Source organism: Amycolatopsis sp. NPDC051071 (genome assembly GCF_040682875.1).
GTDB lineage: Bacteria > Actinomycetota > Actinomycetes > Mycobacteriales > Pseudonocardiaceae > Amycolatopsis.
This window is the reverse complement of sequence record NZ_JBFBBY010000093.1, coordinates 1-20,519: the sequence shown is the minus strand read 5'-3', so window position 1 is coordinate 20,519 and position 20,519 is coordinate 1. Positions and strand designations below refer to the sequence as shown.

General features: G+C 69.4%; 19 protein-coding genes. 8 read left to right on the top strand and 11 right to left on the bottom strand.

Annotated features, from left to right (window positions below; all coding sequences use genetic code 11):
- Positions 1–302: 302 nt before the first annotated feature.
- The 6 genes from AB0M65_RS26440 to AB0M65_RS26415 form a co-directional block, all read right to left on the bottom strand.
- Positions 303–1,607 carry an MCE family protein gene (locus AB0M65_RS26440; RefSeq protein ID WP_364032854.1) on the bottom strand — a complete coding sequence of 435 codons (1,305 nt, stop codon included), beginning with the start codon at positions 1,605–1,607 and terminating at the stop codon, positions 303–305.
- Positions 1,608–1,615: 8 nt separating this feature from the next.
- Positions 1,616–2,464 carry an ABC transporter permease gene (locus tag AB0M65_RS26435; protein ID WP_364032817.1) on the bottom strand — a complete coding sequence of 283 codons (849 nt, stop codon included), beginning with the start codon at positions 2,462–2,464 and terminating at the stop codon, positions 1,616–1,618.
- 1 nt (position 2,465) lies between these two features.
- A complete protein-coding gene (locus tag AB0M65_RS26430; protein ID WP_093938001.1) occupies positions 2,466–3,224 on the bottom strand; it encodes an ABC transporter permease in 759 nt (252 codons plus the stop codon).
- Between the two features lie 118 nt (positions 3,225–3,342).
- Positions 3,343–4,104 (bottom strand): glucose 1-dehydrogenase, encoded by a 762-nt coding sequence (locus tag AB0M65_RS26425; protein ID WP_364032814.1) that lies wholly within the window; start codon positions 4,102–4,104, stop codon positions 3,343–3,345.
- Between the two features lie 16 nt (positions 4,105–4,120).
- Entirely contained in the window at positions 4,121–5,005 is an 885-nt protein-coding gene (locus AB0M65_RS26420; RefSeq protein ID WP_364032811.1) for a 3-oxoacyl-ACP reductase, read from the bottom strand.
- Between the two features lie 71 nt (positions 5,006–5,076).
- The gene (locus tag AB0M65_RS26415; protein WP_364032808.1) at positions 5,077–5,268 is read right to left on the bottom strand and encodes a ferredoxin; all 192 of its coding nucleotides are present in this window, start codon (positions 5,266–5,268) and stop codon (positions 5,077–5,079) included.
- A gap of 103 nt (positions 5,269–5,371) precedes the next feature.
- On the opposite strand from AB0M65_RS26415, the gene AB0M65_RS26410 reads away from it, so the two are divergent.
- The 3 genes from AB0M65_RS26410 to AB0M65_RS26400 are packed head-to-tail and all read left to right on the top strand — an operon-like array spanning position 5,372 to position 9,144.
- On the top strand, positions 5,372–6,553 hold the full coding sequence (locus tag AB0M65_RS26410; RefSeq protein ID WP_364032805.1) for an acyl-CoA dehydrogenase family protein: 1,182 nt from the start codon (positions 5,372–5,374) through the stop codon (positions 6,551–6,553).
- 9 nt (positions 6,554–6,562) lie between these two features.
- Positions 6,563–7,636 (top strand): acyl-CoA dehydrogenase family protein, encoded by a 1,074-nt coding sequence (locus AB0M65_RS26405; protein ID WP_364032803.1) that lies wholly within the window; start codon positions 6,563–6,565, stop codon positions 7,634–7,636.
- On the top strand, positions 7,633–9,144 hold the full coding sequence (locus tag AB0M65_RS26400; RefSeq protein WP_364032800.1) for a long-chain-fatty-acid--CoA ligase: 1,512 nt from the start codon (positions 7,633–7,635) through the stop codon (positions 9,142–9,144). The genes AB0M65_RS26405 and AB0M65_RS26400 overlap by 4 nt, the downstream gene beginning before the upstream one ends.
- A 190-nt stretch (positions 9,145–9,334) precedes the next feature.
- On the opposite strand, the gene AB0M65_RS26395 is transcribed toward AB0M65_RS26400, so the two are convergent.
- Entirely contained in the window at positions 9,335–9,940 is a 606-nt protein-coding gene (locus AB0M65_RS26395; RefSeq protein WP_364032797.1) for a helix-turn-helix domain-containing protein, read from the bottom strand.
- A gap of 64 nt (positions 9,941–10,004) precedes the next feature.
- Between AB0M65_RS26395 and AB0M65_RS26390 the strand changes: the two genes are divergently transcribed.
- Together AB0M65_RS26390 and AB0M65_RS26385 are read left to right on the top strand one after the other, a co-directional pair.
- Positions 10,005–10,457 (top strand): SgcJ/EcaC family oxidoreductase, encoded by a 453-nt coding sequence (locus tag AB0M65_RS26390; protein ID WP_364032794.1) that lies wholly within the window; start codon positions 10,005–10,007, stop codon positions 10,455–10,457.
- Complete coding sequence (locus tag AB0M65_RS26385) at positions 10,454–11,365, top strand: hypothetical protein (RefSeq protein ID WP_364032791.1); 912 nt, start codon at positions 10,454–10,456, stop codon at positions 11,363–11,365. Before AB0M65_RS26390 ends, AB0M65_RS26385 begins: the two co-directional genes overlap by 4 nt.
- Here the strand turns inward: AB0M65_RS26385 and AB0M65_RS26380 are convergent.
- From AB0M65_RS26380 to AB0M65_RS26370, 3 genes are read right to left on the bottom strand one after another with little or no spacing between them, the layout of a single operon-like run.
- Entirely contained in the window at positions 11,358–14,084 is a 2,727-nt protein-coding gene (locus AB0M65_RS26380; protein WP_364032788.1) for a GNAT family N-acetyltransferase, read from the bottom strand. The two genes, AB0M65_RS26385 and AB0M65_RS26380, sit on opposite strands and share 8 nt — an antisense overlap.
- Position 14,085: 1 nt before the next feature.
- Positions 14,086–15,258 (bottom strand): acetoin utilization protein AcuC, encoded by a 1,173-nt coding sequence (locus tag AB0M65_RS26375; protein WP_364032785.1) that lies wholly within the window; start codon positions 15,256–15,258, stop codon positions 14,086–14,088.
- Positions 15,259–15,313: 55 nt separating this feature from the next.
- Positions 15,314–16,162, bottom strand: coding sequence for a sulfurtransferase (locus AB0M65_RS26370; protein ID WP_364032782.1), 849 nt, complete (start codon positions 16,160–16,162; stop codon positions 15,314–15,316).
- A gap of 108 nt (positions 16,163–16,270) precedes the next feature.
- On the opposite strand from AB0M65_RS26370, the gene AB0M65_RS26365 reads away from it, so the two are divergent.
- From AB0M65_RS26365 to galE, 3 genes are all read left to right on the top strand, one after another.
- Positions 16,271–16,990 carry a metal-dependent transcriptional regulator gene (locus AB0M65_RS26365; RefSeq protein ID WP_207897405.1) on the top strand — a complete coding sequence of 240 codons (720 nt, stop codon included), beginning with the start codon at positions 16,271–16,273 and terminating at the stop codon, positions 16,988–16,990.
- Entirely contained in the window at positions 16,987–18,168 is a 1,182-nt protein-coding gene (galK, locus tag AB0M65_RS26360; RefSeq protein ID WP_364032778.1) for a galactokinase, read from the top strand. Before AB0M65_RS26365 ends, galK begins: the two co-directional genes overlap by 4 nt.
- A 75-nt stretch (positions 18,169–18,243) precedes the next feature.
- Positions 18,244–19,236 (top strand): UDP-glucose 4-epimerase GalE, encoded by a 993-nt coding sequence (gene galE / locus AB0M65_RS26355; RefSeq protein ID WP_364032775.1) that lies wholly within the window; start codon positions 18,244–18,246, stop codon positions 19,234–19,236.
- Here the strand turns inward: galE and AB0M65_RS26350 are convergent.
- Complete coding sequence (locus AB0M65_RS26350; RefSeq protein WP_364032772.1) at positions 19,205–20,269, bottom strand: DUF4192 domain-containing protein; 1,065 nt, start codon at positions 20,267–20,269, stop codon at positions 19,205–19,207. The two genes, galE and AB0M65_RS26350, sit on opposite strands and share 32 nt — an antisense overlap.
- Between the last annotated feature and the right edge of the window lie 250 nt (positions 20,270–20,519).

Below are 20,519 nucleotides of genomic sequence, written 5' to 3'. Positions count from 1 at the left end.
GTGCTTGAACACGTAACTCGCGTGCCTGAAGCCGTAACTCGCGTGCTTGAGCACGTAACTCGCGTGCTTGAAGGCGTAACTCGCGTGCTTGAGCACGCAACTCGCGTGCCTGAAGCCGTAACTCGCGTGCTTGAACACGTAACTCGCGTGCTTGAAGGCGTAACTCGCGTGCTTGAAGGCGTGAGTGCGGTGCCGCGCCACCCCAGGCACCACCTCACCCGAAGGCGCCACCTTTGCCGTACCCCTCACTAACCCGAAACGCCACTCACGACCCCCGCCTGTCCGCACTTCCGACACCCGGCTCACCTGAGCTCCACCTCCGCACCGCGGTAGAGCGGCCCCACCAGCAGACTGCCCCAGTTCGGTACCTGGTCCGGCGTCGTGCCCATGGCCGGCGACACGAGCAGGTCGATCAGCCGCTGCTCGTCCGGCGTGTTCACGACCGAACCACCCGCTCCCCCGCCGGCGGGCAGCCTGCCGTCCGGGTCACGCGGCGGCGCGGGTTTGGAGGAGCCGTCGTCGATCGCGCCGTCCGGCGGGTATTGCGGCCAGCGGCCCGGCGGCGGGACCTCCGGATAGCACCGCGGACCGCGTTTGTCGTGGTACTTCGGCTCGTCGACGCCGGGCAGGTACTTGCCGCGGCTCGGCGTGAACTCGATCGTCACGCGGCTGACCTCGGGATGCGCGGTGCCCTTGCCGAACGCGAGTTCCGCGCGCGGCACCGATCCGGCCAGCTGTTTGAGCAGACAGGGGTATTCGGGCGCGTACTTCGCGAGGACGTCCAAGGTGGGTTGCAGGTTGGTGGTGAGCCGGATCAGGTTGTCCTGATTGACCTTCAGGAAGCTCGTCAGGTCGATCGAAGCCGCGGTCACCGTCGAGTAGACGTCGGCGAGGCCACGCTGGCTCTCGACCAACGTCTTGCTCGTGGTGGTCAGATCCGACAGCGCCGCCAGCAGATCCGGCGCGGCCTTGTCGTAGATCGCGGCGGCGTTCGCGAGCCCGGAGATGTCGGCCTTGAGGTCGGGCAGCGACGGGTTCAGCTTGCCGAGATACTCGGAAAGCCCCGCCAGCGTCGAGCCGAGTTGCTTGCCCTGACCGTCCAAAGCGGACGCGACGGCGTTCAGCGTGCTCGCCATCTTCTCCGGCTGCACAGCCTGCAGCAACGGCATCACGTTGCCGAGCACGGTTTCCAGCTCGATCGCGCTACTGCTGCGATCCTGCGGGATGACGTCGCCTTCGCCGATATGCCGCTCGGGCCGCTCCGGAATCTGCAGGGCGACGTACCGCTCGCCGAACAACGTCTTCGGCAGCAGCCGTGCGGACACATTGGCCGGGATGACCTTGGTCTTGTCCGGTTGCAGCGCGAGTTCCATCGTCGCGTGGTCGCCGTGGGCCTGGATCGTCCGCACCTCGCCGACGACCATCCCGCGCACCTTGACGTCCGCGCCCTCACGCATCTGGTTGCCGATGCGGTCGGTCTCCAGCTTTACCAGCGTCACCGAGGTGAACGCCTTCTCGTAGAAGGCGATCGTGGTGACGAAGAACAGTACGACGACCACGAGGAAGATCAGGCCCAGCACCTGGTGCCGGAGCCGCTGCAGCAGCATCCCCCTGTTCACCCGGAAATCCTCACCGTCGTCGTGGCGCCCCAGATCGCGAGGCTGAGAAAGAAATCGAGCACCGAGATCAGCACGATCGCGGTCCTCACCGCGCGGCCGACGGCGACCCCGACCCCGGCGGGCCCACCGCCGGCGGTATAGCCGTAGTAGCAATGGGAAAGGATGACGAGCACGCTGAAGATGATCACCTTGAGGAACGACCACAGGACGTCTTCCGGCGGCAAGAACAGCGTGAAGTAGTGGTCGTAGGTGCCCGCGGACTGGCCGTAGAGCCAGATGGTGATCTGCCGCGAGGCCAGATAGGACGAGAGCAGGCCGACGGCGTAGAGCGGGATGACCGCGGTGACGCCGGCGATCACCCGCGTCGTCACGAGGTACGGCATGCTCGGCACGCCCATCACTTCGAGCGCGTCGATCTCCTCGGAGATCCGCATCGCGCCCAGTTGCGCGGTGAACCCGCAGCCGACGGTGGCCGAGAGCGCGAGCCCGGCCGAAAGCGGCGCGACCTCACGAGTGTTGAAGTAGGCCGAGATGAACCCGGTCAGCGCGGCGGTGCCGAGCTGGTTGAGCGCGGAATAGCCTTGCAGGCCGACGATGAGCCCGGTGAAGAGCGTCATCCCGATCATCACGCCGAGCGTCCCGCCGATCACCGCGAGCGCGCCGGTGCCGAAGCTGACTTCGGTCAGCAGGCGGAAGATCTCCCGGCCGTAGCGCCGGATCGTGCGCGGGGTCCAGGCCAGCGCCCGGAAGTAGAACGACAGCTGGCCTCCGAAGCCCTCCAGCATGGCACCCGGACGCGCGATGATTTCGAGTGTCCGGTCGGAAACGGCCGGTTCGGCTGCCATGTCACATCGCCTTCGGCGGCACGATCCGCAGGTAGATCGCGGTGAGGACGACGTTGATCAGGAACAGCAGCAGGAATGTGATGACCACGGCCTGGTTCACCGCGTCGCCGACGCCCTTCGGCCCGCCCGCCGGGTTCAGCCCGCGGAACGCCGCGACCACCCCGGCGACGAAGCCGTACAGCAGCGCCTTGATCTCACTGACCCACAGGTCCGGCACCTGGGCCAGCGCGTTGAAGCTGGCGAGATAGGCACCCGGCGTGCCGCCCTGCATGACGACGTTGAAGAAGTAGCCGCCGAGCACCCCGACGACACTGACCAACCCGTTCAGCAGCACCGAAACCACGATCGCGGCGAGGACACGGGGAACGATCAGGCGCTGGATCGGGTTGACCCCGAGCACCTCCATCGCGTCGATCTCCTCGCGGATCTTGCGGGCGCCGATGTCGGCGCAGACCGCGCTGCCACCCGCGCCTGCCACCAGCAACGCGGTGATCAGCGGACTCGCCTGCTGCACGATCGCGAGCGCACTCGCCGCGCCGGTGAACGACTGCGCGCCGATTTGCTGTGTCAGTGAACCGAGTTGCAGCGCGATGACCGCGCCGAACGGAATCGCCACCAGCGCCGTCGGCAAAATCGTGACGCTGGCGAAGAACCAGCACTGCTGGATCCACTCGCGGAATTGGAACGGGCGTTTGAAGATCGCGCGCAGGACCTCCCACGACAGCGTCGCGAGCCTGCCGACCTGTGTGAGCGCACCCATACCGGGGACAGACACCGTCGCTCCCACAGAACCTCCCAGTCGTCTGCCCCGAGTCTTACTCCACCCCGCGACGCCCCATTGCGTTAGCGGTGTTCACTTTGCTCTCGGCACCTCCACGCTAGAACTTGAGCCCGTGCGTCGCCGTGGCGCCGCCATCGGCGACGAACTCCGCGCCGGTGCTGTACGAACTTTCGTCACTCGCCAGGAACAGCACGAGTTTCGCGATGTCCTCCGGCTGACCGACGCGCCCCAAAGCGACCTTCTTGCCCACCCACGACATGTCGACTTTCTGCCCGCCCGCGGCGGCGGCGACCATCGGGGTGTCGATCGCGCCGGGATGGACCGAATTGACCCGGATGTTCTTCGCGCCGAGTTCGAGCGCCGCGACCTTGGTCATGCCGCGGATCGCGAACTTGCTCGCGGTGTAGGCGACGAGATACGGCATCCCGGCGAGTCCTTCCACTGAGGACACGTTGACGATGGAGCCGCCTCCGGCCCCGGTCATCGGTTCAACGACCGAACGCATCCCGAGAAACGCCCCGATCTGATTGACCCGGATGACGCGTTCGTAGTCGGCGAGCGTGGTCTTGCCGAGTTCGGAGAAGTGCAGGATGCCCGCGTTGTTGACCAGCACCGTCGGCGGGCCGAATTCGGAAACCGTGCGCTCGATCGCGGCGTCCCACCCGGCCTCGTCGCCGACGTCGAGATGCTGGTAGACGGCGGCTTCCCCGAGTTCGGCGGCGAGTTTCTCGCCGTCGAGGTCGTTGATGTCGGCGATCACGACTCGCGCGCCCTCGGCGACGAACAGCCGCGCGGCCGCTTCGCCTTGACCACGGGCACCGCCGGTGATCAGGGCGACCTTGCCCTCGATCCTGCCCACTACATCATCTCCTCGGTCATGGCAGCGACATGATTTCGGACGCGGAGAACATGCGTTCCGGGTCGCGGTCGGCGAAGTAGCCGCCCACGCGGCCGGCGAGTTCGCCGGTGGTCCAGGTGCCGTTGACGGTGTCGAACCGCTGCTCCACCGACGGCGGCCGCATCAGCGCGACCATCCCGCCGTAGACGAGGAACACCTGGCCGTTGACCCGGTCGGATTCGGGCGAGCAGAGGAACGACACGAACGGCGCGACGTGGTCGACCGAAAGCGGGTCGACTCCTTCTGGGGCCTCGGCACCGAAAACGGCTTCGGTCATCGCGGTGCGGGCGCGTGGGCAGATCGCGTTGGCGCGGACGCCGTAGCGGGAGAGCCCGCGTGCGGTGGAGACGGTCAGCGCGGCGATCCCGGCCTTGGCCGCGCCGTAGTTCGGCTGTCCTGGCGCACCGAGCAGGAACGACTCCGACGCGGTGTTGACCACGCGGCCGTACACCGGCGCGCCGTCCACTTTGGACTTGTCGCGCCAGTACGCCCCGGCGTTGCGGGAAAGCAGGAAATGCCCGCGCAGGTGGACGGCGAGCACGGTGTCCCATTCCTCGTCGGACATCGAGAACAGCATCCGGTCGCGCAGCACGCCCGCGTTGTTGACCAGGATGTGCAGGCCGCCGAAATGGTCGACGGCGGCGGTGAGCAGTGCGTCCGCCGTCGAGGATTCCGACACGTCACCGGTGACCGCGATCGCCTTGCCGCCTGCGGCCTCGATCTCGTCGGCCACCGCCCGCGCCGCGGCCGAGACGTCGTTGACCACCACCGACGCTCCGGCGGCGGCGAGCGCCAGCGCTTCCGCCCGGCCGAGTCCCGCGCCCGCTCCGGTCACGATGGCCGTCTTGCCGTCCAAGCTCACTCCAGGCCTCCTTGCCTCTCCGGACACACTAGAATCTGTTCTCGCTGCGTGCAAGGTGCAAATAAACGGCGCTAACCACGTATGAGCAGGGCATTCTTCGGGCAACTCGCCACAGCATGAGAAACACGTTCTACTTGGTTCTGCGGAACTTCGGCCACCGAGAGGACCAGCTCCTCATCGTCGTCGAGATCGAAGACCTCGGGCGCGAAGCCGACACAGATCGCGTTCGCCTCGCAGAGCGAGCGATCGACGTCGATCTCCATATTCCCTCCTCGCCGCCACACCTGGTACAACTAGAACAGGTTCTACCCTACCGCCGCGAGCGGCCATGGCACCAGTAACGAGCACCGACGGCAGAGGTGACGGATGCGGATCGACTACACGCCGGAGCAGCGCGCACTGGCGGGGGAACTACGGGAGTACTTCGCCGGGCTGATGACCCCCGAACGCCGCGAGGCCCTCGCCGGTGACGGCGGAGAGTACGGCGACGGCTTGGTGTACAAGGAAATCGTGCGCGAACTCGGCAGCTCGGGCTGGCTCACGCTCGGCTGGCCGCGCGAGTACGGCGGACAGGACCGGCCGATGCTCGATCAGCTCATCTTCACCGACGAGGCGGCCGCCGCCGGGGTGCCCGTCCCGTTCCTCACGGTGAACACCGTCGGGCCGACGATCATGCGCTACGGCACCGAAGAACAGAAGGCGTTCTACCTGCCGAAGATCTCCGCCGGCGACCTGCACTTCGCGATCGGCTACTCCGAGCCGGGTGCCGGGACCGACCTGGCGTCACTGCGCACCCGCGCGGTCCGCGACGGCGACGACTACGTGGTCAACGGCCAGAAGATGTGGACGAGCCTGATCGAGTACGCCGACTACATCTGGCTGGCCGCTCGCACCGACCCCGAAGCCCGTAAGCACAAGGGCCTCAGCATGCTGATCGTGCCGACGTCGGCGCCCGGGTTCTCCTGGACGAAGGTGCACACCGTCGCCGGGCCAGGGACGAGCGCGACCTACTACGACGACGTCCGCGTGCCGGTGACCTCCCGGGTGGCCGGGGAGAACGAGGGCTGGCCGCTCATCACCAACCAGCTCAACCACGAACGGGTGGCGCTGACCTCGGCCGCGCCGATCCAGACGTCGTTGCGTGAAGTGCGGACCTGGGCGCGGACGACCAAACTGCCCGACGGCTCCCGCGTCATCGACGCGCCGTGGGTGCGGCTGCATCTGGCGCGGATCCACACGCACGCGGAATACCTGAAGCTCCGGAACTGGCGAATCGCCTGGGCGGCCGCGAGCAGCGACCTCGGCCCGGCGGAGGCGTCGGCGACCAAGGTGTTCGGCACGGAGTTCGCGACGGAGGCCTACCGGCTGATGATGGAGATCCTCGGCGCGGGCGCCGTCGTCCGCGAGGGCTCCCCCGGCGCGGTGCTGCGCGGCCGGATCGAACGGCTGCACCGGTCTTCGCTGATCCTCACCTTCGGCGGCGGCACCAACGAGATCCAGCGGGACATGATCGCCGCGACCGCCCTCGGCCTGCCCGTCACGCGCTAGGAGACTTTGATGGACTTCACGCTCACTGAAGCGCAACAGGACCTCGCGTCGCTGGCGCGCCGGATCCTGACGGACAAGGTCACCCCGGACGTCTTGGGGCCACACGGTTCCGGTGGTTTCGACGCGCCGCTGTGGAAGGCGCTGGCGCAGGCCGGAGTCGTCGACGCCGCGCTGCCGCAGACTGTCGGCGGCGGCGGGTTCGGGCTGCTGGAGCAGTGTTCCGTGCTGGCCGAGATCGGCCGCACGGTCGCTCCGGTGCCGTATCTGACGTCCGTGGTCATGGGTGCGGCCGCGGTGGCCGAGTTCGGGGACGGGCGACTGGCCGAGCGCTGGATCGTCCCGGTGCTGCGCGGCGAGCAGGTGCTCGCGGTGGCACTGCCGGACTTCGGCATACCGTGCGGGTTCACCGCCGAGGCCGACGGCGACGGCTGGCGGCTGACCGGCACGCAGACCGCGGTGGCTTCGGGTGCTTTCGCGCACGGATTCCTCGTCGAGGCGGCCATTGACGGCGGGCGCCAGGTGTTCCTGCTCGACCGTGACGCCGTATCCGTCTCACCGCAGCGGACCGTCGACCACGCCGACGCCGCGCTCGTCGAACTCTCCGGCGCGAGGTCCGCGGTGTCGCTGGGCGACGTCGGCGAATGGCTGCGGCTGCGCGGCACGATCGGCGTCTGCGCGCAGCAGCTCGGCGTCGTCGAACGGGCGCTGGAACTGACGGCCGCGTACGCGCGCGAACGCGAGCAGTTCGGCCACCTCATCGGGAGTTTCCAGGCGGTCCGGCAACGGCTCGCCGACGCGTACGTCGACGTCGAGGCCGTCCGCCTGACGTTGTGGCAGGCCGCCTGGCGGCTGAGCGAAGGGCTTCCGGCGGCCGAAGAGGTCGCGACGGCGAAGTTCTGGGCGGCCGAAGCCGGGCACCGGGTCGCCCATACGGCCGTGCACGTCCACGGCGGTGTCGGCATCGACGTCGACCACACGCTGCACCGGTACTTCGTCGGGGCGAAACGGCTCGAATTCACGCTGGGTGGCGCGACCGCGCAACTGCGGGGGCTCGGCGATCTGCTGGCCGCGGATCCGGCATGACCCCCACGGTCACGGAACTCCTGCTCGCCCGGGCGGAGGACCCGTCGACCGGGCTGCTGTTCGAGGACCGGCGCTGGTCCTGGGCCGAACACGTCCAGGCCTGCACCGGGTACGCCGCCGCACTCGCCGGGATCCTGCGTCCCGGCGGGCATTTCGGGCTGCTGGCGGACAACGTCCCGGAGTTCTCGTTCCTGCTCGGCGGCGCGGCGCTCTCGGGGCACGTCCTGGTCGGCCTGAACCCGACACGCCGGGGCGCCGCACTGGCCCGCGACGTCGCGCTGGCCGACTGCGAGATCGTGTTCGCCGAGGACCACTACCTGCCGCTTCTCTCCGAAGCCGGTGTCCCGGTGCTACGGCTGAGTGATCTGATGCCGTTGCGGGAGGCCGTCGTCCCGGTGGCCGCGAAACCCGAAGACCTGCTGATGCTGATCTTCACTTCGGGCACCAGCGGCGACCCGAAGGCGGTCCGCTGCACGCACGGCAAGGTCGCCTTCCCCGGCGCGATGCTGGCCACCAGGTTCGGACTGTCCACAGAGGACACGGTGTACGTGTCGATGCCGATGTTCCATTCCAACGCCATCATGGCCGGCTGGTCGGTCGGACTCGCCGCGGGCGCGGGGATCGCGGTACGGCGAAGGTTTTCGGCCTCCGGTTTCCTTCTCGACGTCCGGAAATTCGGCGCGACCTACGCCAACTACGTCGGCAAGCCGTTGTCCTACGTGCTCACCACTCCCGAACGGGACGACGACGCTGACAATCCGTTGAAACTGGTCTACGGCAACGAAGGGGCGGAAGCCGACCTCGCTCGCTTCGGCGCGCGGTTCGGCTGTCACGTGGCCGACGCGTTCGGCTCGACCGAGGGCGGCGTGAACTTCGGCCGGGACGCCACCACACCCCCTGGTTCGCTCGGCCGCCTGCTCGACGGCGTCGCGGTACTCGACCCGGAGACCGGAAAGCCTTGTCCGTCGGCGAAATTCGACGCTGCCGGGAAGCTTCTCAACGCCGCCGAAGCGGTCGGCGAACTGGTCAACACCGGCGGCCCGGGGTTCTTCGCCGGGTACTACGGCGATCCCGGCGCCGAAGCCGAGCGGATGCGCGACGGGATGTTCCACACCGGCGACCTGGCCTACCTCGACACGGACGGTTACTGCTACTTCGCCGGGCGGCTCGGCGACTGGCTGCGCATCGACGGCGAAAACCTCGGCACCGCCCCCATCGAACGCGTGCTCGTCCGGCATTCCGCCGTCAGCGAAGCCGCCGTGTACGGCGTCCCGGACCCGCGCGTGGGCGACCAGGTGATGGCCGCGCTGGTCTGCCGGACGCCGATCGACGCGGGCGACTTCGCCGCTTTCGTCGTGGCACAAGGCGATCTCGGGCCGAAGCAGCGGCCGCGGTTCGTGCGAGTGGTCGAGGAACTGCCGAGAACGGCGACGCACAAGGTACTCAAACGGGAACTGGCGGCGGAAGGCACCGCACACTCTTGGGAACCCGAGTACCCACAACCCTGACCCACGACGCACTTAGGCGCCCTTAGTGCGCCCAATGTGGCATTGGGGACGTTCAGCGTCCCCAATGCCACATTGGGGGCAGGCCTTGAGTTGCGGTTCGCTCCTCACGTTCGGTTCCATGACGCGACTCCCTGCGAAGCATCGCCACACAGCGCGCCCATTTCACGGCGTTTCTCGACCGGGCCTTGCGTCATCGAAGCAGCGACGCGACCAACGTGTCCTTGAGCCAGGCTTCGTAATCGTCATGACTCCACCCCGCCTCGATGACGAGGTCGGCGTGGACGCCGGCACCCATGAGCGCGACGGCGATGTCGGCTGCCCTGGGCACCACCTCACGGCCACCCCGCCGGACCCGGTCGATCACCAGCTCGATCCCGAGGCGGTTGCGCCGCGCGCCCTCGGCCTGGGTCGCGGCGATGTCCGGATCGACGGCCGCGCCGGAACCCAGCATCGCGACGATGTCGCCGCAGCGTTCCCGGACCTGGCGGGCGACCGTGGCCAGCAGGCCGAGCAACGCGACCGGATCGTCGGTCCGGTGCGCCTCGGCGACGAGGCCGGGGATCCCGGCCTCGTCGTCGAGGAGGTCGACGAGCCCACCGAGGACACCGGCCTTCGACCCGAAATGGGCGTAGATGGTCTGCGGCGAAACCCCCGCTTCCTGCGCGATGAGGCGGATCGGGGTCCGCGCGTAGCCGCGTTCGGCGAACAGACGGCGGGCCGCGGTCAGGATCGTGCGCAGCGTCAGTGCCTCACGCCGGTCACGCAACCGGACGATGCCGGGGAGGTCCGCCGTCATGTAAGCTCCTCGAAAGTTGGAACGGTGTTCTAACTAATGTATCGACGTTCCAGAAAGGATAGCGATGACCACCGAGGAGATCATCACCGCGCTGGAACGCGCCTGGAACGCGGGCGACGGCGAAGCGTGGGCCGCCCCCTTCGCCGAGGACGCGGACTTCGTCGACGTCGTCGGCCGGATCCAGCGCGGCCGCGCGACGATCGCGCGAGAGAGCCAGAACATCTTCGACACCATTTACCGGGGCAGCACCCTGGAGATTCGCCAGGTGACGAGCCGACGGCTCGGCGGCGGGTTCGACCTCGTGCACACCACGACCAAGCTGTCCATCCCCGCCGGCCCCCTGGCCGGGGAAGCGCGGGCAGTGCAGACGAAGCTCATCCGTGCCGGACGGATCGTTCCACAACACGATCCTGGCCGATATCGCGGCGTTCGCTCGCCACGACGAGGACCTTGCCGCGCGCTCGCCCCAAGAGTGGGATTCCTGATCGACGCCGTTCACGGGACACTGTCGGCGTGACGCGCCTGAGGAAACATTGGCTGTGGCCGCTCGTGGTCAGCGTGCTCGCGCTCGGCGCCTTCGCCGTCCTCGGCCTGCTGACCCGTACGGTGCTCGGTTCACGAGGCAACCGGGCACTGGCCGAGTCCGGCGAGTTCGTGGCGTGGGCGCTGCTGATCGCGGCGTCGGCGGTACTGTTCGCTTTCTTGTTCGCGCACTCGGTCCACCTGACGGCCTGGCGCCGCCTGGCCGGTGTCGCGCTCTGGAAACCGGCGCTGGCGTACGCGCTCTTCGCGGCGGTCTTGTTCGCGTTCCAGTGGAAGACCGGTTCGCCGATCGGTGCGCTCAAGCCCACGACCGCGATCGGGATCTCGCGAACACTGCTCGCCCTCGGCCTGGTCGCGGCGGCTCCGGCGGTGCTGGGGTTGTGGCTCAACCACGTCCGGCTGCGCCGGATCTCACGAGTGCTCGACGGCGAAGCACGGGAGCGCGCGGACGACGTGCTCGGCGAACTGCTCGACTGCAAGCGTGCCAACGGTGTCTGCCTCACCGTGCTGGCACTCATCGTGTCGACGGCGGTCATCGACGCCGGGGCCCAGCGCCGCGCCTTCCTCGCGACAGGCACCCCGAGGGAGAGCTTCCCGCCGGAAGCGGTACTGCTCTACGGCGCACTGTTCACCGCGATCTCGCTGCTGCTCTACGTGCCGGTGTTCCTGACCTGGAAGACCCGGTGCCTGCGGCTGGTCGACGAGCTCTACCCGCTGCCGCCCGACGCCCGCCCCACCGAGGACTGGCTGTCCGGGCGGGCGCGGCTGACGAACCTGATGGGCACGGACGCCACCGTCGCCAAGACCGTCACGACGGCGTTCGGGATCCTCACACCACTTCTGACGAGCGTGCTCAGCGTCGTCCTGCCCGGACTCAAATAGCGGCGTTGATCGGCCGCAGCCGCCTCGGCCCGGTGTCGGGACGGGTCGGCGGCGGGCCGAGCACCATCCGGGCGTTGGCGACGAACGCGCCCTCCGGCGACGCGAGGATCGGGTCGAGTGTCATCGAACGGACCTCGGGGTTGTCCTCGGCGAGAGCCGCCACGCGCAGTACGATGTCCTGCAACGCGGCCAGATCCGCCGGTTCGTCACCGCGATAGCCGGTGAGCAGCGGCGACGTCCGCGGTTCCCGCAGCAGGGTCGCCGCGTCGACGTCGGTGAGCGGGACGGCGCGGTAGGCCCGATCGCCCAGCAGCGTGCTGACCAGCCCGGAGAGGCCGAACGAAACGAGTGTGCCGAACGACGGGTCGTCCTGCAGGCCGATCACGCACGAGATGCCCTTGGGCGCCATCTGCTGGACGTAGACCTCTTCGTCCCGGGAGATCTCCCGCAAATCCGCGTACGCCCGGCGCACACCGTCCACAGAGGACAGATCGAGCCGTACCCCGGCGAGGTCCGGCCTTCCTCGCAGCCGCTCGTCGACGGCCTTGAGGGTGACCGGGAATCCGAGTTCCTCGGCCGTCTTCACTGCTTCGTCGGCGGAAGACACGACGCGGAACGGGACGACGTCGACGCCGTAGCAGCCCAGGAGCCGGACCACGTCGTCGTCGGAGAGCAGCGTCGTCTTGCCGTCCTCGGCGGACAGCAATTCGTTCACGATCACCTGCGCCTGCTCGGCGTGCAGCCCCGCGGGCCGCACCAGGTTTCCCTGCGGCCGTTGCCGCCAGGCGGCGTAACGCACCACCCGCGCGAGTGCGTTCACCGCGCGTTCGGGACTGGAGTACGACGGGACCGAGCCCCGCGTCGGCACGCCGTCCTCGGACAGCACGGCCAGTTCGTCCGGTATGCCCTCGACGGCGAGGAAGGTCGACACGATCGGCTTGTTCTTGTCCATCTCCACGACGGCTTCCCGCAGGGCGCGGGCGTAGGCGGTGCCGGGAATGGCGAGTGGCGGGACGAAGACCACGACCAGCGCGTCGGTCTCCGGCGAGTTGAGCGCCTCGCGCACGGCAGAGGCGAACTCCTCCGGGCTCGCCTGCGGCCCGACGTCGACCGGATCCGACGCGAGCCGCAGGCCCTGCGCCCGCGCGGTGTCGGCGGCCAGCAGCCCGATGGCGCTGGAGTTGCCCACGATCGCGATCCGCGGCCCGGCGGGCAGCGGCTGATGGGCGAAGACCAGCGCGGTGTCGAAGAGTTGCGCGAGCGTGTCGACGCGGACGACACCCGCCTGCTCGAACAGCGCCTGCACGCTGGACTCGTCGACCTCGGCCGACGTCGCGGCGAGCTGCGGGCGGACGGCGTGCCTGCCGGATTTCACCGCCACCACCGGTTTCGTTCGCGCCAGCCGCCGCGCGAGCCGCGCGAATTTACGCGGGTTGCCGAACGATTCCAGGTACAGCAGCACAAGGTCGGTCGCCGGATCGGTTTCCCAGTATTGAAGCAGGTCGTTCCCGGAGACGTCGGCACGGTTACCGGCCGAGACGAACGTCGAAAGCCCGAGGCCGCGTGACTCGGCGTCGGCGAGGATCGCGGTGCCGAGCGCACCGGACTGGCAGAAGAAACCGGTGCGGCCACGGGCGGGCAGGCGCGGCGCGAGGGTCGCGTTGAGCCGGACCGAAGCGTCGGTGTTGAGCACGCCCAGCGCGTTCGGGCCGACCACACGCATACCGTGCGCCCTTGCCTCGCCGACCAGCCTCAGTTCGGCGTGCAAGCCGTGCGGACCCGCCTCGGCGAAACCGCCCGAGACGATCAGCAAAGTCTTGACCCCCTTGGCCAGCGCACCGTCCAAAACGGACTCGACGGCTTCGGCAGGCACGGCGACCAGCGCGAGGTCGACGTCCTCGGGAATGTCCACGACGGACGGATACGCACGCACGCCGCGGACGGACTTGTGCTCCGGATTCACCGGGTAGACCGTGCCCGCGAAGTCGGCACTCAGCAGGTTGGTGAGGGCGACGTACCCGATCTTCGTCGGATCGGTGGACGCGCCGATCACCGCTACCGACTTCGGATGCAGCAGGTTGTGCACGCTGCGTGCCTCGGCGGCCTGCTCGCGCGAACGGGCGACGGCGAGGGACTCCTCGGTCGGATCGATGTCGAACTCCAGGTGCAGCACGCCTTCTTCGATCTCGCGGCTGACCTGGTAACCCGCGTCGCGGAACACCCGGACCATCGCCGCGTTCTCGGCGAGCACCTCGGCGACGAAACGGCGCAGCCCGGATTCCGACGCGGCCGCGGCCAGATGCTCCAGCAGGATCGACCCGAGCCCGCGACCCTGGTGGGCGTCGTCGACGACGAACGCGACCTCGGCCGACGGCCCGCGTTCGAGCCGCTCGTACCGGCCGACCGCCACGATGTCGTCACCGAGCAACGCCACGAAAGCGACCCTGTCGTGGTGGTCGACGACGGAAAACCGTTCGAGATCCCGTCGCGGGATCCGCGGATACGCGCCGAAGTACCGGAAGTACCTGGTGCGTTCGGAAAGCCGCCCGTGGAAGGCGACCAGACCGTCGGCGTCACTGGGGATCACCGGCCGCAAGTGGACCGTGCCGCCGTCGGAGAGCAGGACGTCGGCCTCCCACTCACGCGGGAAGTCGTACGGATCCCGGCGTCCGTCGGTCCCGGCATCCCCAGTGTTTTCAGTGTCGTCGTCAGCGGTCATGTCAGTCCCTCGGATCGTCCGGATCGAGGCCGTGCAGCGGGAAGATCGCGCGGCGGGTCTCGCGGATGGCGATGTCGACCGGGTCGTCCGCCCCGTCACCCCACGGGACGAACGTGGGGTCGCGGTCGTCGGACATCCGGGGCGGGATCTCGGCGTTCGGCGCCGCCCTGGAGAGGGACGCGACCCAGTTCGGCGGCAAGGCCGTCGCCGGGTCGACGTCGCGGTCGAGCACGGTGGCGAGCAGATGCGTCCAGGAACGCGGCACCACCCGGATCAGCTGGTAGCCACCGCCGCCCACGGCCAGCCAGCGACCGTCCGCATGCGCCTCGGACAGCTCACGCAGCCGCCGGTAGATGGCGCGGTGGCCGTCGACCGAAAGCGAGAGGTCGGCCAACGGGTCCTCTTCGTGCGAGTCGACCCCGCACTGCGTCACGAGGATCCGCGGCCGGAACTGCTCCAGCAGCGACGGCACGACGGCGTCGAACGCCCGCAGCCAGCCGCCGTCGCGGGTACCGGGCGGCAGCGGGAGATTGACCGCGGTGCCCTCGGCGCCGCCCTTGCCGATCTCCGCCGAATAGCCGGTGCCCGGCCACAACGTGAACGGGTGCTGGTGCAGCGAAACGGTCAGTACCCGCGGATCGTCGTAAAACGCGGCCTGCACCCCGTCGCCGTGGTGCACGTCGGTGTCGACGTAAGCGACGCGGTCGAAGCCGTGGTCCAGCAGCCACGAGATCGCGACCGAGCAGTCGTTGTAGACACAGAACCCCGACGCCCTGTCCGGCATCGCGTGGTGCAGCCCGCCGGCGATGTTCACCGCACGCGTCGCCTCGCCGTCGGCGATCTTGCGCGCGGCCAGCAGGGTCGAGCCGACGACCAGCGCCGAGGCCTCGTGCATGCCGGTGAACACCGGGTTGTCGTCGGTGCCGAGTCCGTGCGCGAAATCGGCACCGGTCATCGGCGCCTGCCGGACCGCCTCGATGTACTCGCCGAGATGGACGCGGCGGAGTTCGTCTTCGCCCGCGGGACCGGGCACGAGCAGTTCGACCCCGTCGAGCACGCCGAGTTCGGTGGCGAGCCGGATGGTCAGTTCGAGCCGCACCGGATTGAACGGATGCTCGCCACCGAGGTCGTAACCCAGCAGCGAGGAGTCCCATACGACGGCCGGTGCTCGCATGGCCCGAACTCTAGTGCCCGGAAGCGGCTCATGCCCCGTGCCGGACAGCGGCGGGTCAGCCGGGGAGGTCCCCGACGGCCACCGGGCGCTCCGGATCGCGGGACCAGTGCGACCACGAACCGGCGTACAGCGCGGCGGGCCCGGGGTGACCCGCGACCTCCAGCGCGAGGACGACGGACGAGGCAGTTACGCCCGATCCACAGTAGACACCGACCGCGGTCCGCGGTGTCACACCGAGTCCTTCGAACCGCTCTGCGAGTTCGGAGGCGTCACGCCAGCGGCCGTCCTCGGCGAGATGACCGGAGAAGGGCGCGTTGACCGCTCCCGGGATATGCCCGGCGCGCGGGTCGATCGGCTCGGTCTCCCCCGCGTACCTCGGCTTGGCCCTGGCGTCGAAGAGCAGACCCTCCCTGGCGAGCGCGGCGGCTTCGCCGGCCTCCAGCACCGGCATGCCACCGGGCTCCACGACGATGTCGCCCTCCTCGGGCGACGGGACCTCGCCGGTGAGCGGACGCTCCTCCTCCGCCCAGGCGGCGAACCCGCCGTCCAGCACGGCGACCTCGGTATGCCCGGCCCAGCGCAGCAGCCACCAGGCACGGGCCGCGACCGAACCGTCGGAGTCGTCGTAGACCACGACCGGGTGACCGGCGCGGACCCCGGCCGCCCGCAGATGCCGCTGCAGCGTCCCCGGTTCCGGCAGCGGGTGACGGCCCCCGTCACCCGGCGCACCGGCGAGCGCGGTGTCGAGATCGACGTACACCGCCCCCGGGAGATGTGCCTCACGGTAAGACTCGGCGCCGGGCGGCCCGGCGAGCCGCCAGCGGACGTCGAGGACTACGCAGCGTGCCGATTCCGGCCCGGAGAGCCGCGAGGCGAGCTCGCCGGTGGTGATGATGGGGCGCATCCGCCCATGATCCCGCTCCCTGAGCCTCCGTGCCCAGCTTGGGGGACTTTTCCGGTCGAGGGGCTTGTTATCCCCACGCCTGCGTCGCTGTCGGTGCCAGCGACTACGATGAGCAACGCGGACGAAGGGGACAGCGTGAACGATCTCATCGACACCACAGAGATGTACTTGCGTACGATCTACGAGCTTGAAGAAGAGGGTGTCGTCCCGCTGCGGGCCCGGATCGCGGAACGGCTGCAGCAGAGCGGCCCGACCGTGAGCCAGACCGTCGCCAGGATGGAACGTGACGGACTGGTCGTCGTCGCGGATGACAGGCATCTGCAGCTGACCGACCACGGTCGCGAACTCGCGATCGCCGTGATGCGCAAGCACCGGCTGGCCGAGCGCCTCCTGGTCGACGTGATCGGCCTGGAGTGGGAGCATGTCCACAACGAGGCCTGCCGCTGGGAACACGTGATGAGCGAGGCCGTCGAGCGCAAGCTGGTCAAGCTCCTCGACCACCCCACGACGTCGCCCTACGGCAACCCGATCCCGGGGCTGGACAAGCTCGGCGACGGCGACCCCGCACCCCCGGCGGAATCCGACCTGGTGCGGCTCGACGAGTTCGCCCGCACGGGTGGCGGCGAGGTCGAGATCCGGCGCATCGCCGAACACGTGCAGCTGGACGAGACGCTGATGACCGAGCTCAAGTCGGTCGGCATCGTGCCCGGCAGCCGGGTCAAGGTCGGCAAGGCGGCACCCGGCGGGACCATCGAGGTCACCGGCGGCAACAACACCGCCCAGGTCCCCGTATCGGCGTTGCACGCGGTGCTGGCGCAGGCGCGGTGAACGCCGCGTCCGACGCCGCGGCGACCTTCCGGACCCTCCACGGCCGGGCTCCGGCCGGGGTCTGGTCCGCACCCGGCAGGGTGAACCTGATCGGCGAGCACACCGACTACAACGACGGGTTCGTGCTGCCGTTCGCCCTGCCGCACCGGCTCGCCGCCGCGGCGACGGCACGCGAAGACGGTGTGCTGACCGTGGCCACCCTCGGCTCGGACGGCCGGGTCCAGGAATCGGGCCGGCTCACCATCACCGACCTGAAGCCCGGCTCGGTCGAAGGGTGGGCCGCGTACCCGGCGGGAGTCGCCTGGGTACTGCGGGACCAGGGTCTCGGCGGCGGCGCGGATCTGGTCATCGCGGGGGACGTGCCCTCGGGGGCGGGCTTGTCCTCCTCCCACGCGCTCGAATGTGCTGTCGCGCTCGCCCTGCTGGGGCTCGCGGGCATCACGCCGGGGGCCGGCGCCGGTTCGCCGGCCCTGCACGAGGTCGCCCGCTGGGTGCAGCGTTCGGAGAACGATTTCGTCGGAGCGCCGACCGGGCTGCTCGACCAGACCGCGTCCCTGTGCTGCACGGAATCGAACGTCCTGTTCCTCGACGTCCGTTCGGGCGAACTGGAACAGGTGCCGTTCCCACTGGAGGAGTCGGGCGTCCGGATCCTGATCATCGACACCCGCACGAAGCACTCGCACGCCGAGGGCGGTTACGGCGAACGCCGCCGGGGCTGCGAACGCGCCGCCGAACTGCTCGAAGTGAAGGCACTGCGGGACATCGAGGTCGACGGGCTGTACGCCGCGCTGGCCAAGCTTCCGGACGACCTGGTGCCACTGGTGCGGCACGTGGTGACGGAGAACCAGCGGGTGCTCGACACCGTGGACCTCTTGCGCGCCGGGCGGATCACCGAGATCGGCCCGCAGCTGGACGCTTCGCATGTCAGCATGCGCGACGACTACCGGATCTCGACCTCCGAACTCGACCTCGCCGTCGCTTCGGCCCGTGAGGCCGGCGCGCTCGGCGCGCGGATGACCGGTGGCGGTTTCGGCGGCTCGGCGATCGCACTGGTCCGCGAGTCCGATGTGGACACTGTCGGCCGGGCGGTGAAGGCCGCCTACGAGACGGCGGATCTGCGCCACCCCAGGCTGTTCACGGCGGTGCCTTCGCGCGGTGCGGGCCGCGACGAACTGTAAGACCCCCGGACGCGCGGTGTGCCCAGGAGCGAGGAGACTGGGCCGCGACCGCATCCGCAGCAGAAAGGCGCGAACGTGACCGACGAACCGACGAAGACCCTGAAGCTGATGGTGACGGGCGGAGCCGGTTATGTGGGCAGCGTCTGCGCGGCCCGCCTCATCGAGGCCGGGCACGACGTCACCGTGGTCGACGACCTCTCCACCGGGCACGCCGACGCGGTGCACCCGGACGCCACCTTCGTCGAGGGCGATGCGGCCGAGGTCGCCCAGCGCCTGCTCGGCGACGGTTTCGACGGTGTCCTCCACTTCGCCGCCAAGTCGCTCGTCGGCGAGTCGATGACGGATCCGGCGAAATACTGGGAAGGCAACGTCCTGACGTCGCTGCGCCTGCTGGAGGCGATGCGCGATCACGGCACGAAGCGGCTGGTGTTCTCCTCCACCGCGGCCACCTACGGCGAGCCCGAGTCCTCTCCCATCCCCGAGAGCGCCCCGACGCGGCCGACGAACACCTACGGCGCGACGAAACTGGCCATCGACCACGCGATCACGTCGTTCTCGCGTGCTCACGGCATCGCCGCCGTCAGCCTGCGCTACTTCAACGTCGCCGGCGCCTACGGTGCCTTCGGCGAGCGGCACGCCACGGAAACCCATTTGATCCCCCTCGTTCTCCAGGTCGCCACCGGGGACCGCGAGCGGATCCAGATCTTCGGTGACGACTACCCGACCGCGGACGGCACCGCCATCCGCGACTACATCCACGTGGTCGACCTCGCCGACGCTCATCTGCTGGCCTTGCGCCACGCCGTCGACGGGGAACACCGCGTCTACAACCTGGGCAGCGGCACCGGTTTCTCGGTCCTCGAGGTGATCGAGGCGTGCCGCCGTACCACCGGTCACGAGATCCCCGCCGCGGTCGCGCCGCGCCGCGCGGGCGACCCGTCGGTGCTGGTGGCCTCCAGCGAACGGGCGGGCAGCGAACTCGGCTGGAAGCCCGAGCGCACCGACCTCGACGGCATCGTGTCCGACGCCTGGGAGTTCACGCGGTCCCGCCAGGCGGATCGAAGCTGATCGCGGGCGTTCCTTCTGCCCGCTGCTTGACGACCAATCCGGCCACTTTGGACGGTGGAACCATCGCGTCCAGAGCCGAAGTCAGCAGCTTCGCCAGCCCATGCTCGGGATCGGCTTCACGCGCCCTGGCCAAGGCCATCCCGGTCGCGGTCAGGTCACCGCGGACATAAGCGGCGTGTGCCTTCAGCGACAGCGCCTCGGCGGACTCCGGCTCGGGTAGTTCCCTGGCCAGGGTGAGCCAGAGAGTTTCCGCCGTCCGCGCGAGCGGCGACTCCGCGGGGGCGGCGCTGAGCATGCAGGCACCCCGGACCTCGACGAGGGAGAGCGCCCAGGCCAGCCGGACGGCCTGGGCGTCGGTGATCGTCAAGTCACCCTCCGCGGCGCGGGCCAGCGCGGCGTTCACCTCGGCGACCCCGGCCTCGACGACGTCTTTCCCTCGCCAAGGCGGCTCGGCCATCATGGTGAGGAGATCGGCGCGCCGGGCGAGTGTCTCCCGCGGACCGGGCGCGTAGAGGCGCTCGACCTCGCTTCGGCTCTCGCGGGTGATCTGCCCGTCGCCGGTGACGATCGCGGCGATCACCGAATCGCGAGGGTCGGGCAAGACGCCACCACAGGTCTTTTCGCGGTAGCAGCCCCATTTCACGCCGGCGTCGATCCGCGGCGCCCACAGCGAGTGCAGCACCGGGATGCCGTACTCGGCCAGCGAGGTTTCCAGGCGCCGGAGGAAGCGGCGGCGCGGCGGCCGCCCCGCCGGATTCGCGGCACCGCCGCCGACGACCGCGACGGCGGCACCGGTGTGGCCGGTCAGGGCGAGCCGGACCGCGAGGTCGCGCGCCTGATCGTGTTCCAGGCCCGGCGGCGGAAGGTCCACACGCAGGACGATGCCCTGCTGCTTGCGGTCCGGGCCGCGGACACCGAAAACGACGACGGAGTCCTCGGGATGAAACCCGAGGAGGTACGGGATCGCGGCGAGCAGGTCCGCCGGATCCTTCAGATCGACCTTGGTCCTGCCGGTCGGGGTGGAGGTGGTCATGCCCCCACCCTGCGGCGGGAATGGGGCCGCTGGGTGGGGGCGGGACACATCTGTGGACAACCGGGACCGTTGTGGACAACCCTCGGCGGTCCCGGCCGCGGGGCTGGATCCTGTCGGTGGGGTGGTCTACAGTGCCCGGCTCTCCCGGTGGTCGTGAGTGGCGGCGGGGGCGGCGGGCAGCTGCGGGAGGGCCTCGGGCAGGGTGGTCGTGAGTGTTTTGGGTCGTTCTAACGACCCAAAACACAATATA